This is a genomic window from Variovorax paradoxus (assembly GCF_030815855.1).
Lineage (GTDB): Bacteria > Pseudomonadota > Gammaproteobacteria > Burkholderiales > Burkholderiaceae_C > Variovorax > Variovorax paradoxus_M.
Genome location: NZ_JAUSXG010000001.1, coordinates 4,458,100 through 4,471,580, shown reverse-complemented (window position 1 = coordinate 4,471,580; position 13,481 = coordinate 4,458,100). Strand labels below are relative to the sequence as shown.

General features: G+C 60.9%; 8 protein-coding genes. 3 read left to right on the top strand and 5 right to left on the bottom strand.

Features of this window, described 5'->3' with window-relative positions:
* Positions 1-57: 57 nt before the first annotated feature.
* Positions 58-3,798 (bottom strand): glycosyltransferase, encoded by a 3,741-nt coding sequence (locus tag QFZ42_RS21445; protein ID WP_307702903.1) that lies wholly within the window; start codon positions 3,796-3,798, stop codon positions 58-60.
* The gene (locus QFZ42_RS21440) at positions 3,798-5,129 is read right to left on the bottom strand and encodes an FkbM family methyltransferase (protein WP_307702902.1); all 1,332 of its coding nucleotides are present in this window, start codon (positions 5,127-5,129) and stop codon (positions 3,798-3,800) included. Before QFZ42_RS21440 ends, QFZ42_RS21445 begins: the two co-directional genes overlap by 1 nt.
* Positions 5,130-5,282: 153 nt before the next feature.
* Here QFZ42_RS21440 and QFZ42_RS21435 point away from each other — a divergent pair, with 153 nt between their 5' ends.
* Positions 5,283-7,454: a glycosyltransferase family 4 protein gene (locus QFZ42_RS21435; protein WP_307702901.1), complete on the top strand. Its 2,172-nt coding sequence runs from the start codon at positions 5,283-5,285 to the stop codon at positions 7,452-7,454.
* Here the strand turns inward: QFZ42_RS21435 and QFZ42_RS21430 are convergent.
* Genes QFZ42_RS21430 through QFZ42_RS21420 form a run of 3 tightly spaced genes read right to left on the bottom strand, consistent with a single transcriptional unit; the run spans position 7,451 to position 10,374 of the window.
* Positions 7,451-8,152 (bottom strand): ABC transporter ATP-binding protein, encoded by a 702-nt coding sequence (locus QFZ42_RS21430; protein WP_307702900.1) that lies wholly within the window; start codon positions 8,150-8,152, stop codon positions 7,451-7,453. The genes QFZ42_RS21435 and QFZ42_RS21430 overlap by 4 nt on opposite strands.
* Before the next feature lie 3 nt (positions 8,153-8,155).
* Positions 8,156-8,959: an ABC transporter permease gene (locus QFZ42_RS21425; protein ID WP_307702899.1), complete on the bottom strand. Its 804-nt coding sequence runs from the start codon at positions 8,957-8,959 to the stop codon at positions 8,156-8,158.
* The gene (locus tag QFZ42_RS21420) at positions 8,956-10,374 is read right to left on the bottom strand and encodes a mannose-1-phosphate guanylyltransferase/mannose-6-phosphate isomerase (protein ID WP_307702898.1); all 1,419 of its coding nucleotides are present in this window, start codon (positions 10,372-10,374) and stop codon (positions 8,956-8,958) included. Before QFZ42_RS21420 ends, QFZ42_RS21425 begins: the two co-directional genes overlap by 4 nt.
* A gap of 214 nt (positions 10,375-10,588) precedes the next feature.
* Here QFZ42_RS21420 and QFZ42_RS21415 point away from each other — a divergent pair, with 214 nt between their 5' ends.
* Complete coding sequence (locus tag QFZ42_RS21415; RefSeq protein WP_307702897.1) at positions 10,589-12,451, top strand: glycosyltransferase family 2 protein; 1,863 nt, start codon at positions 10,589-10,591, stop codon at positions 12,449-12,451.
* 2 nt (positions 12,452-12,453) lie between these two features.
* A complete protein-coding gene (locus tag QFZ42_RS21410) occupies positions 12,454-13,434 on the top strand; it encodes a glycosyltransferase family 2 protein (RefSeq protein WP_307702896.1) in 981 nt (326 codons plus the stop codon).
* Positions 13,435-13,481 lie beyond the last annotated feature (47 nt).

Below are 13,481 nucleotides of genomic sequence, written 5' to 3'. Positions count from 1 at the left end.
CGAGGGCCAGGACCGTGATCGCAGGCCATATTTTGCTGCATACGCAATGAAGCCCTGCTACGGCAGGTGCCGATCATCGGATCGACGCACGCTCGCAGCGTTCCCCTCGAGCAATGCGGCCTTGAACTGCTCGGCACTTTGTTGCCAAGTCAGATACGGCATTTTCGTGGATGACGGATGGCGGCCTTGGCTGAACAGTAGGAGCCATTCAGTGACCGACTGGGCGATGGCTGCGGCGTCGCCGCTGAAGTAGAGGGCGTGGGAGCCCGCAACTTCACGAAACACCGGCAGATCGCGCGCAATGATGGGAGTGTCGTGTCTTGCAGCTTCGATCAGTGGCAATCCAAATCCTTCGCCCTCGGAGGCCGCGATGAGGCATGCCCCCACGGCATAGACGCGTTCGAGGTATTCATCGCTGATGCCTTCAAGCCAGAACAGGCGCTTTCCCAGTTCCGGATGCTGGCGCAGACGGGAGACCAGGTCGTCCACCATCCAGCCCTGTTTACCCACAATAACGAGATTCGCCTGGAGTTCCTGGTTTGCCCAAAGATGCTCGAACGCCTTCAGCACCTGCTCGTACCCTTTGCGGGGTTCGAGGGTGCCAACCATAAGAAAGCTCGGCCTCGCCGAAATGTTCTCGAGAATGGCGACCGCTTGGGGGGGCATGCCTGATGTCGGCCGCGACGAGGCGAGATCGGCACCCAGATGGAACGACCGAATCTTGAAGCGGGCCAGGTTGCAGCTCGGGACGTTGCGGGCCAGCCAGTCCGTCAATTCGTCGGCCACGGCCTGCGATATGCAGATGGCGCCGTCGTTCTCGGCAACCGCCCGCAGCCAACGCTCATGGCCTTCGTTCAGGTTCTGGGCAAAACGCGAGCTGAGCAGGATGGGGAGAAGGTCATACACCACAAAGTCGACCTGCACTCCCAAATGGCGCAGTCGGCGGAAAAAATCTCCTTGCTCAGGAACGATTTGCGGCGAGAGGTCCAAGCCGACGAAAACGTCGCCTCGTCGCGCATCAATCCATTCGTCCTGCAAGCTTTCTGGCGGGCATTGCAAGAACTGAAGGGTGAATCTGCGTGCGTATTTGTAGCCTTGTTGCCCTGCAGCTGAATAAACGGGCTCGATTCGATAGCCTTCAGGCGGGGAATCGAAAAGCGCCTGCAGCAATGACTTCACGAGTCGCTGGATGCCGCTGCGGGAGTCGTGGCGAACGAGTTCTGAAACGTCCACGAAGAGCTGGGGGCGTGGAGCGGGCAAAGGCAGCGAGGCTGTAATGCTTCGCGCCATCTCGGCAAGCTCGACCGGCGTCAGGCGATCGCTCTCGCCGATGGCTTTGATGAGGCCATCGCGTCCCTGCATGGCCTTGGCAGCAAAAATCTCGATTGCGCCAGCATACTGGCGCGCGCAAGTTTCGGGCGCATGCACCGCCTGAATCAATGCCCGGCCGTTCGTTGCGAGCGCCAGGCGTGCAGAGGCCGAGCCTCTCAGGTCTTCGAGTGCTTTGATCAGATCCGCATCCGAAAAATCATCCGGCAGCATCCGGACCGCATCGCTTGGCAGGCCCGCCATGGACCCATTGGCATTCGTGATGGTCGCGACCTCGTTCGCCATTGCGTCGAGCACTGCCGCTGAGGTTTCTCCGCGCGACAGGGTTCTCAGCTGAACCGCAATGTCAGCGGCTTGGAGGTAGCGCTGGAAAACTGCTTGCTCTGCCCATCCGGTGATGGTGACTTGCCCTTGCGTTGCCAGCACATCTTGCTGGATTTGGGCGCCATAGGTGCCCTGGTCGTTCTCGCCAACGAAAACCAGCTTGCATCTGGCATCTCGGGCCAAACTTGACGAGAGCCAGGCCTGAAGCAGACGATGGTTGAGCTTGGTGGGCCCGAGCATGCCGAACGCGCACACCAAGACATCTGGTTCGCTCAATCCCAGTTCCGCACGTGCGCTTGCCCGGCGGTCCGGGGAGGGCGCGGGCAAGGTGCGGAGCAGAGGAATCAATGCCCAATCGGTTGCCGCATCGTTGCCGAGCCATGCACTGGCCAGTTTCTTCGAGTGGTCGGAGTGAACGATGACCCCTTGGGCAAAACGAAGAACGTCGAAATTGCACGGGTACTTGAAGACGACGTCGGCGAGTTCGTTTGCCTTGGAGCGGTCGACAACGGCGGGATAGCCATGCGACGCGTAGAGGGCCTGAGTCCAGCTGTTGGCTCGCTGGCTGGCAAATTCGCGATGAGCTTGAATGTTGCCCAGAAAAAAATCGTGGAGGACGACGATCCCCGGGATTTCGGCAATCAGATCGAACATGTGTTCGTGAAGATCTGAATTGCCGAAGTGATACAACACACGGTCGAATTCGCCTGAATGCTGCCGAAACCAATCGATGCTGCGTACCGCGAAACGGCCGCCCAAGCGTGCGTCCTCGACATTCGAGAGAGGCGTGATCAGGTCGATTTCGTAGTGCCGGGAGAGCTCAGGCAGCAGCTCTGCACTGTAGTCGGCGATACCACTGCGTTCCGGCGGAAGCGGCGACACATAGGCGAGTCGTGGTCGCGGTTGGCGGCGGTGCACTGCCGGCGCTGCATTTCGCAGCGTGGAGGCATGCAGTGCCTCCAAGCCGTCTAGTGCTCGACGCGCGGACTCGTCCCACGAGAATTTCTTCGCCTGGGCGAGTCCATGCTGGGCCAGGTCTTCTCGAAATTCGTGGTCCGTCAGCGCTTGATTTATCTTGGCCGCGATGGCTGCTTCGTTGCGCGGATCGAACAGGGCATCATCGCGGCCAATGACCTCGGGCAAGCTCGACGTGTTGGCGCCGATCACAACGGCGCCGCACTGCATTGCCTCGAGCGCAGGCAGCCCAAATCCTTCGTGCCATGACGGAAAAACGAAGAGCTTGCACAGGTTGTACAGGTCTACGAGGTCCGGCTCGGGAACAAAGCCCGTGACTACCACCCCATCATCGGCCAATCCCAGGCTCTGCCCCAATTCAAGCAGCCGACTGCGATCCTCGGGCCGCGCGGAGCATACGATGGCCAACTGGTGGCTTTGCCGCACGTCGCTAGGTAGCAGCGCGAAGGCCTTGATCAGTCCATCGAGGTTTTTCCGGTGATCGATGCCCCCCGTGTACATCACGAACGGCTTGTTGAGTCCATAGTGCGTCTTCAGCTGCTGTTGGCGTTCTACCGGGACATCGGTCTGCCGGAAGTGGTCGTACGCCGCAGTCGAGACGTTGATGCAGCGTTGCGGATCGAGATCGAGCTGTGTGATCCCTTCCTGGCGGGACGATTCCGAAATGGCAAGCCACATGTTCGCCCGTTGCAGCGCCTCGACCTTTCCCATGTACCACGCGCGAACGCTTCCATCGTCCAGATAGGGGTGCGGATTGATCAGCGGAATGAGGTCGTACAGCGTGACGGCTGTCGGCAAGGTTGCGAATCGGCCCACGCTCGTGACAGAAGCATCGCCTAATCCTTCGAACAGGCTGGCCACATGCACGACGTCGGGACGCAAACTTTTCAGGAAGGCCTCGTAGAGCTTTTCTTGCGCGCGGCGGCCATGAGCACTGACCGATCCGGGGGCGGCGTACCAGACGTGAACATTCTTCGGATCGACCAAGCCGTCGAAGGCAACTCGTACTTCATCGACCGCATCGGCGAAACACCCATTCAAAGCCAGCACTACTTCATGGCCACCCGCGCGGGTCGCCATCGCTTGGGCAAGGGACGACGAATAGCGCCCGATGCCTCGTGTTCTGCTGCCGACGGATTGCGCCCCCTGAAGATCGATCACTATCCGCATCAGGGGCTCTCCTGCCCGCGCTGGCTTTGCGCCAGTTGACGCAAGGTGATGAGGGTGTCGGGCGATTGCGTGTCTGAGCCTGGGGTTGCAACTGTCGTGGATTCGGTTGCAAGCACCGCGCTCAGTCGCCGCTTCAGCGGAGGGATGAGGCCGATGATCGATCTGGCGGCCTTGCCGAGCGCTGGTGAACGGTTGACTGCAGTGGCTGAGAGGCGGAGCGCGGATTTCACGCGTCGTTTGCCACCCTCGAGCAAACGACCATCCCGGGCTGCGGTAATGAGCCGGCGGCCCAGCGTGCGTTCAGCAAGGCGGGCACGTTCTTCTGCGAGTGCGACACGAGCTTCCAGATGCTTGGCGCGTTCCTCCGCGCGGCCCATGCGCACATCAGCTTGGCTGGCACGCGCTTCAGATTGGGCGGTCTGGGCATTGAGTTGAACGACGCGCGCCTCGACCAGAGCAGCCTTTGCTTCGGCTTGGGCAGCCTTCGCCTCGGCCTGGAGCGCGCGCTCTTCAGCATGGTGAACCTTCGCGATGGCTTGATCTCGCAACGTAGAGAGCTGATTCACGGCGTCCTGCATCTCCGCGCGAACGCGCGCAACCGCACCTACGCACCAGGTCCCGGACAGCCCGCTGAGCTGCGCTTCGTCGAACACGTTGGGTGGAACCTGCAGCTTCGTCGCAAGTTCCCTATGCTCGGCTGCGACATAAAACCGGTTCAAACCGTCGAAATAGGCGAACTCATAGCCTGAATCAACCAGCACGCGGTCGGCACCTTCATAGCGAAGCTCGGTCGACATCGGAACTGTTGCTTCAATCACGATGATCCATGGCCGCAGCGTCTTGCTGTCCCAGCCGCGAAGCACCTGCTCCTCGAAGCCTTCCACGTCTATCTTGAGCCAGTGCACATCCCGGCCCGCCAAAGACGCGAATGCCGTCTTCATCGTCAACACCGGCGTCTGGATCACCTCGTGGGCGAATCCGTGTTTTTCCTGGTGGAGCTCGGCAAAGGCTTTCACCCCGGTGCTGAGTCCCGAGTTGCCTATGACGTACAGTTCCATGACGCCTTCCTGCTCCGAAAGCGCGACCTGCAATACCTGCTCGCCTGGGCGATCCTCCCGGATCATTGCCGCATAGTGGGGTACTGGCTCCACGTGAATTCCGCGCCAGCCGTGTTCGTAGAAAGCTTTGCTAACGGAATCAAGCACGGGGTGCTGGGCGCCAATGTCGATGTACAGGCCAACGGGAACATGCTTCAACGCCCGCCACAACACGACATCTTCAAAATTTTGTGCGTACGAAGTGAAGACTTCGGGCTTGGTGTCATCTGTCATGGGCAACGTGCGGGTGGTCTGCTTCTTCTTGAAAGAACGTGGATCTCTCATGCATTTTACAAGATGGAATGCGGATTCTTGGCATGATGCCGCTCTACCCAAAGACCAACTCGATGAAGATAAAGACAAGTTTTGCAGTGAAAGTAAACATAGATGTCCAAGCTTGACACTTTGCGCCGAAATGCGCGCCGGGCTCCCAAGCTTGCGTACTGGTTGCTCACACCTTGGCGCATGCCAGAGCGGTTGCGTTTGCTGAGGGAGGGCGCGGCCCGTGAAAGGCGTGCGCGTGCATTGGCACTTTTTATCGAGCAGGAGCGTGCGAGGCTGGATGCCGCCCGCCGGGGAGGCGGTACTGCCCGTGTCGACGGCCTTGATCTTTGCAACATTGCTGACGTGCTTGATGCATCCGCTGCCGCCGAAGGCGAGGTGATCTGGCCGCTACAGGAGGTGCGGTTGATTCGCGATCGCGTGGCCGCAGCTCGCTTTGTGCTCGACTTGCTGCGCACCCGCACGGATCTTCGAGAGCGCTTTCCCCTGGCATTGTCTGCACCGCAGAAAGATGGATTTCTGGCGTGGCTGCAGAACGAAAGCACCCAGCGAGAACTGGGGCTGGACAGCGAGGCGCAACAACATCTGGGTGCGCTTTTCTCGAGCGACTTTGGAGGCCGGGCGAGACAACTCTTCCTCGCAAATGACGAGATCCGAACGGTGTTGCCTCACGGGCTGACTCCCGCTGGCGCCCGGAGCTTGTTCAGGTGGTTCGTACACCACGGCATGGAGCTTGGCGACCTTCAGATAGAAGAGGTGTGGTGGCTGTTCATCCAGGCTGCTGAAGCACCGCAGGCCGAACTGGTTCGCGCATATCTTTTCACGCCCGAGTGGCAGCGGCTTTTTCCCGATGCGCTGACAGTCTTTGCTTGGGATGAGTTTTCTGCCTGGTTTATCGAACGTTTCGGTGCGGAAGCAGCATGGGCCGGTCCTGCCGCGATGCCTGACATCTACGAACCTGCGCTGCAAGTCCGCATTGCTTATTGGGCACGCCCCACGTGGCGAGCAGCGCATCCAAATGCCTTGTCGGATGTGTCTGCGGCGCGGGCGATGTTGCAATGGCTTACCTCAAGCCTGGACGCAGAATTGTCGCCAGGGGCACAGCAATGGTGCGCTTCGCTGGATTCGACCATTGTTGTTCCAGCATTGCTACAGCCGCGAGTGAACGTAATCGGACATTTTTGCTATCCCTCGGGACTGCGTGTTTCGGTGGAAGCAATGACCGAGGGTCTCGGACTTGCAGGCACGGCCACGTCGCTTCGAGATGTGCGCACCGACGTGCGGGACGATCCTCGTCATGTGCACTTTGACGGCCTGGAAACTGGCGATATCACCATCATCCATGTTCAGCCCGAACCGTTTTTTCCCCATGCCTACGCGCGCGCGGACTTGGCTGAGCGGGTGCCACGTACCTACAGGATTGCCTACTGGTATTGGGAATTCGATTCGATCCCGAGTTCTTGGACGGTTCATGCTCAAGAGGTGGATGAAGTGTGGGCGGCCACAGAATTCATCGCGCGAGGCCTGCGAGAGCAATTGACCGTTCCGGTCAGAACACTCTTTCCCGGTGTGACTCTTGCACCATTTCAGGTTCGAGAACGTGCGCACTTCAACCTGGATGAGAGTCGCTTCACCTTTCTGTTCACCTTTCACATGCTGAGCGTGATGGAACGGAAGAATCCGATGGGGCTCATCCGTGCATTCAAGATGGCGTTCGATGCCAGCGAGCCCGTCACACTCGTGCTCAAGACCTCATTCGGCGATCGGCATCCTGAGCAGTTCCGAGAACTGTGCGAGGCGGCAGCCGACATGCCGTCCATCACAATCATCGATCAGGTTCTCAGTTCCGACGAAGTGCTGTCGCTCATGCATGTGTGCGACGCCTACGTGTCGCTTCATCGCAGCGAAGGTCTGGGCCTGACGATGGCCGAAGCAATGCTGATGGGCAAGCCCGTGATCGCGACCGGCTTCTCGGGCAACATGGATTTCATGAATGACGAGAACAGCCTTCTTGTGTGCTACGAGCGTGTGAAGGTCGGACGCCCCATTCCTCCCTACGATGCGGATCTGGAATGGGCAGAGCCTTCGGTTGAGCACGCAGCGAAGCTAATGCGCCGCCTCTACGACGAACCAGAGTGGGCTCGCGAAGTTGGGGCCCGCGGCAAGCTGAGTGCAGAGAAGAACCTATCGCTGGGAGCAGCAGGACGGCGGATATCGGACCGCTTGAACGAGATCAGTGCCTTGCGTGTCGGTGCTCCGGCGACGAATCTGCCCTAGCGCTCGACGATCCGTCCGTGCTCGAGGTGGATCACGCGGTTGCACTCCTTGGCAATCAGCTCGGGCGAGTGCGATGCAAGCACCAGAATGCCGGACTTCGAGACCACGTCCCTCATCCGCTTTTCGGCCTTCTCGGTGAACTCCGCGTCCCCCACAGACAGCCACTCGTCCATGAGCAGGATGTCGGCCTCGACGCTGGTGGAGATCGAGAACGCCAGGCGCATCATCATGCCGGTCGAATAGGTGCGTACCGGCATGTTGACGTATTCGCCCAGTCCGCTGAAGTCGCAGATGTCGGGCGTGAGGCGGTCGACGTCCCTCTTGCTCATGCCCATCACGAGTCCGCGCAGCATGATGTTTTCGATGCCTGTGGCATCCATCTCGATGCCGAGCGACGGGTCGATCAGGCTTGCGACCGTGCCTTGCCGCGTGAATTCGCCCGATGACGGTTCGTAGACCCCGGCCAGTGCGCGCAGCAAGGTCGACTTGCCTGCGCCGTTGTGGCCTACGAGGCCGAGCCGGTCGCCGCTCTTGAGCTCGAGGTTGATGCCGCTGAGCGCCTGAACCACGGTGACGCCGGTCTCTTTGCCGAAGCGCCCGCCGGTCACTGAGGCTGCAAGCGTTTTCTTGAGGGAGTTGGCGCCGGCGCCGTAGATCGGGAAGTTGACTGCGACGTTCTTGAGTGAAATGAATGCCATGGATCAGAGCCAGTAGACCACGCGGCGGCGGTACTTCGAGAACAGCAGGACGGCCACAACGAGGCACAGCGCCGTCCAGAACAGGATGCCAATCCAGCTGTGGATGTGCGCGACACCCCCCATCATCGGGGTGCGAAGAAGGTCCAGCATCTGCGCGAAAGGGTTCCACAGCACATACTTGGCGCGTCCGGGCAAGCTTTCGGGCAGCCAGAACACGGGCGTCAGGAACATCAGCATCTGCATCACGCTGGTGACGATCTGCGTGACATCGCGATAGCGTGTGCAGATCAGGCCCAGCAGCAGCCCCAGCGCATGCGCGTTAATGATGAGGATGGCGAAAGCCGGCAGGATAAGCAGCACCGACCAAGACAGCGAAATGCCGGCCCAGATGGCCACCGGGATGTAGAGCACGATCTGGTGCGCAAACTGGATCAGGTTGCGCGCCAAGCTGCGCCATACGAACAGGCTGATTGGAAAGTAGCCCTGCTTGAGGTAGTTTGACGAGCCGACGAAAGCGTTGCAGGCATCCGTCACGATGCTGGAGAAAAAGCCCCAGAAGATGATGCCCAGCGCAAGGTGCGGGAAGAACCTGGAAAGCTCGGTGCCGAACAGCGAGCTGTACAGCGGGCCCATGCCGCCAATCATCACGCCCATGCTCAGGGTGAGCCACACGGGGCCGAGCATCGAGCGGCGATAGCGCAAGACGATGTCGAACCAGGCGAGCGTCCACCAGATGTCCGTGCGGCGTGTGCCTTCCCACCAGTCCGAAAACGCGCTTCGATGAAGATTGGAATGAACTTGACTCATGTACGCCCGTAAGTGTCTGCGAGGCGGACGATGTCGTCTTCGCCGAGGTAGCCGCCGCATTGGACTTCGATGAGCACCAGCTCTTCGTCGCCGATATTGGTCAAGCGATGTTTTTCCTTCAAGGGAATGTAGCGGTACTGGCCCGGAAGCGTTTCATGCTCGGTTTCTCCGATTTGCACGATGCCGCGGCCCTGTACCACCACCCAGTGCTCTGCGCGCTGGTGATGATATTGCAGGGACAAGGCTTCGCCGGGTCGCACGGTGATGCGCTTGACCTTGTAGCCTTCCTCCTCCTTGAGCGAGGCGTACGTGCCCCATGGGCGGTGGACGACCGGCGGCAGGTGCACGGTGTCGTGCTTGCGGGCCTTGAGCACGTCGACAACCTTCTTCACCTTTTGCGCGCTGTCCTTGTGAAGGACAAGGAGCGCATCGGGCGTGTCGACGATCACGAGGTCGTGGACGCCGACGGTGGCAACGACCTTCGGGCCATAGCTTTCGACCTGGACGTGCGTGCCGGTCGTGTCGAGGGCCACGACGTCGTCGGGAAACGTATTGCCGCTGGCGTCGGGGGTGAGCGCATTGGACACAGCGGGCCACGATCCCACGTCGCTCCAGCTGAACTTGGCCGGCACCACATGGACATTCGAGGCTCGCTCCAGTACCGCGTAGTCGATGCTGATATCCGGCTGCAAGCCGAACGCGTGCAGATCGAAGTTGACGGAAGTGCCGGAGGTCTTGGCCGTGTCGAGCGCGTGCCTTGCCGCCCTGATCACGTCTGGCGCGTGCGTCTCGAGCGCCGCAATGATGGTGTCGGCCGTGAAGGCAAACATGCCGCTGTTCCAATAGTACCGTCCGGTGGCCAGGTACTTTTGTGCCGTCTCGAGGTCGGGCTTCTCGACGAAGCGCTTGACCTGCTGGCTCTCGCGTGCCACGTGCTCGACCTCGATGTAGCCGAAACCCGTATCGGGGCTCGTCGGGCTCACGCCGAACACCACCAGCTTGCCTTCCTGCGCCAGGCGGAAGGCTTCTGTTGCGCTGGCCACGAAAGCGTGCACGTCGGGCACCAGGTGGTCCGCAGAAAGGACGAGCATCACCGTGTCGCCGCTGAACTGGCGCGCGCACTGGAGCGCTGCCAGCGCAATGGCCGGGCCGGTGTTGCGGCCCTTGGGTTCAAGGAGAAAAGTCGTGGTCGGCGGATCGCTCATTTGCCCGAGCACGTCCTTCGTGAGGAACAGATGGTCCTTGTTGGTCACGACCATGAGGTCGCCGGTTCCGCACGCCTGTCCACGTTCCACGGCCTGCTGAAGCAGCGTGGAGTCGCCGATCTTCATGAATGGCTTGGGAAAAGCCTGACGTGAAGCGGGCCAGAGCCTGGAGCCGGCGCCTCCCGAGAGCACCACGGAGAGTAGTCTCATTGTTTTCCTTTAGCTTTTTAACAAGGCAATTTTACTGGCAGCCCCTCGGCCACCCTTCGGGGATGCGGCGGCGGGCACCGCCCCTTGCTGCGGCCGGTTGCGAAGATAATGCCTGCCGCAAGGCGCGGCGACGCCATGTCTGGGCATCGGCCCGTCTTTTTCAGGTATTTCCTCACAAGCTGCGCTTATCCATCTCGGGGCGTACGCAATTTCTATGAAATCTGTTTATCGATTCATCCTCGGCCTGGCCGGACTCTGGCAAGGACCCGGAATGATGGGGCGCGTGCAGCGGGCATGGCGAATGTTCAAGAAGTCGGGCTGGCCCGGCATTCGCTGGGAGCTGGGACGGCGCATCGGCGGCTACAACGACTATTCGAAATGGGTGCGGCGCTACGACACGCTCACGCCCGAACTGCGCGAGAAGATTACGCAGCGCGTGGCGACCATGAAAGACCGGCCGCTGATCTCCGTGCTGATGCCCACCTACAACCCGAATCCAGCATGGTTGCGCGAAGCCATCGAGTCGGTGCGCGGGCAGATCTACCCGCATTGGGAATTGTGCATTGCCGACGACGCCTCTCCCTCGGCCGAGGTACGGCAGATTCTCAAGTCGTACAGCGAGACAGACCCCCGCATTAAGGTGGTGTTCCGCCCTGAAAACGGCCATATCTCGGCGGCTTCGAACAGTGCGTTGGAATTGGCCACGGGCTCCTGGGTGGCGCTCATGGATCATGACGACCTGCTGCCGGCGCATGCGTTGTTCTGGGTTGCCGACTGCATCGCCGAGCATCCGGGCGTACAGCTGATCTATTCGGACGAAGACAAGGTCGACGAGGGCGGCCATCGCTTCGGTCCGTATTTCAAGTCGGACTGGAATGTCGATCTTTTCCGTTCGCAGAACATGTTCAGCCACCTTGGCGTACTGTCCACCGAGCTCATGCGTTCGGTCGGCGGTTTTCGCGTCGGGCTCGAGGGTTCGCAAGACTGGGACCTGGTGCTGCGCTGCATGGAGCGCGTAGAGTCAACGCAGATTCGCCACATTCCCCGCGTGCTTTATCACTGGCGTGTGCATGCCGAAAGCACGGCTCGCTCGATGACCGCCAAGCCTTACGCCGCCATCGCGGGTGAGCGGGCGCTGAACGAACACTTCGTGCGCACAGGTGTGCGCGCCACTGCCGAGCATCTGGATTTCGGCTACCGCGTGCATTACGCGTTGCCCGATGTCTTACCGTTGGTTTCGTTGGTCATTCCAACGCGCAACGCATTGCAGCTGACTCGCCAGTGCATCGACTCCGTCTTGCAGAAGACGAGTTATTCGCGCTACGAAATCATCATCGTCGACAACGGCTCCGACGACCCGGCCGCCTTGGCTTGGTTCAAGAGCGTTGCCGCGGAGAACCCGAACATTCGCGTGCTGCGCGACGACCGGGACTTCAACTATTCGGCGCTCAACAACGGCGCAGCTGCCATCGCGCAAGGCGATGTGCTTGCACTGGTCAACAACGACATCGAAGTCATCTCGCCCGACTGGCTGAGCGAAATGGTCAGTCTTGCATTGCAGCCGGGTGTCGGCGCAGTGGGAGCGAGGCTCTGGTATCCCGACAAGACGCTTCAGCATGCCGGCGTGATCCTGGGCATCGGAGGCATTGCCGCGCATTCTCATCGCGGCATGCCGGCGGGAAGAGAGGGCTACGCCGGACGCGCGGCGCTGATCCAGTCGCTCTCGGCGGTTACGGCCGCTTGCCTGGTGATTCAGAAAAGCCACTACCTGGAGGTTGGCGGCCTTGATGAGGTGCACCTCAAGGAGTCGTTCAACGACATCGATTTTTGCCTGCGGCTGCGCGAGGCGGGCCTGCGCAACGTGTGGACGCCCTATGCGGAGCTGTTCCACCATGAATCCGCCACCCGCTCCAAGAATTTGTCGCAGCAGAGAAAAGACCAGTTCCAGGAAGAGGCCGCCTACATGCAGCAACGCTGGGGCGAGTTGCTGAAAAATGATCCCGCCTACAGCCCGAACCTGATGCTCGCCCGCGAAGACTTCAGCTATGCCTGGCCGCCGCGCCTGGCGCCGGTCTGACGATGCTGGGTATTTCGGTCGCGCTTTGCACGCGCAACGGCGCACGCTTCGTGGCCGAGCAGGTGCGCAGCATCTGCATGCAGGACAGGCTTCCGCGCCAGATTGTGCTTTCCGACGATGGCTCGACGGACGAGACCATTGGCACCGTGCGCAGCACCCTGGCAGCCTGCGGCGTTGCTGAAAGCATCGACCTCGTCGTTCTTCAGAATTCGCCGGCATTGGGCGTGACCCGCAATTTCGAGCAGGCGGTGCGGGCGTGCGGCCATGAGCTCATCGCGCTCAGTGACCAGGACGACGTGTGGCACGCGGGCCGGCTGGCCCGGATGGCGGCCCGCTTCGAAGCGGAACCCGAGTTGCTGCTGCTGCACACCGACGCCCGCCTGGTCGGCTCCGAACTCGCGCCGCTCGGCACTTCGCTCTTTCATGCGCTGGAAGTGCGCCCCGCCGAGCTGGCGGCCATTGCGAACGGAAATGCGTTCGATGTGCTGCTGCGGCGCAATCTGGTGACCGGGGCCACCACGATGTTCCGCAAGGAGCTGCTCGCATCCGCGTTGCCGTTTCCGGAGGGCTGGGTGCATGACGAATGGCTTGGCGCCATGGCGGCAGCCACGGGCCGTGTCGACGTGCTGGCGGAGCCGCTCATCGATTACCGGCAGCATGCAAGCAACCAGATCGGCGCTCGAAGGCCGACGCTCTCCGAAAAAATTGGCAAGGCCTTTGTAGAGCGCGGCGACAAGCACCGGGCGCGGCTGCGCAGGGCGGAGGCGCTTCTGAACCGATTGACCTCCCTTGGCGCGAACGTGCCACCGAAGTACATCGAGGCCCAGCGTAACAAGGTAGCGCACCAGCGCTTCAGGGCTGAATTGCCGTCTTCCAGGCTTGCGCGTCTTGTTCCCGTGATGTTCGAGGCCGCCCGTGGCCGCTATGACCGCTTCGGGCGCGGCTGGCACGCGGTGGCGCAGGATCTGCTCGAGCGCGGCTAGGAGTCTGGGCGGCAGACGGTTTTGAATCTGGCTTTGCCGGGTTCCGA

Coding starts and splice junctions, on each gene's coding strand:
- QFZ42_RS21430 (WP_307702900.1), bottom strand. CDS start 8,152: ATGGCATTCATTTCACTCAAGAACGTCGCAGTCAACTTCCCGATCTAC.
- QFZ42_RS21425 (WP_307702899.1), bottom strand. CDS start 8,959: ATGAGTCAAGTTCATTCCAATCTTCATCGAAGCGCGTTTTCGGACTGG.
- QFZ42_RS21435 (WP_307702901.1), top strand. CDS start 5,283: ATGTCCAAGCTTGACACTTTGCGCCGAAATGCGCGCCGGGCTCCCAAG.
- QFZ42_RS21410 (WP_307702896.1), top strand. CDS start 12,454: ATGCTGGGTATTTCGGTCGCGCTTTGCACGCGCAACGGCGCACGCTTC.
- QFZ42_RS21415 (WP_307702897.1), top strand. CDS start 10,589: ATGAAATCTGTTTATCGATTCATCCTCGGCCTGGCCGGACTCTGGCAA.
- QFZ42_RS21445 (WP_307702903.1), bottom strand. CDS start 3,798: ATGCGGATAGTGATCGATCTTCAGGGGGCGCAATCCGTCGGCAGCAGA.
- QFZ42_RS21440 (WP_307702902.1), bottom strand. CDS start 5,129: ATGACAGATGACACCAAGCCCGAAGTCTTCACTTCGTACGCACAAAAT.
- QFZ42_RS21420 (WP_307702898.1), bottom strand. CDS start 10,374: ATGAGACTACTCTCCGTGGTGCTCTCGGGAGGCGCCGGCTCCAGGCTC.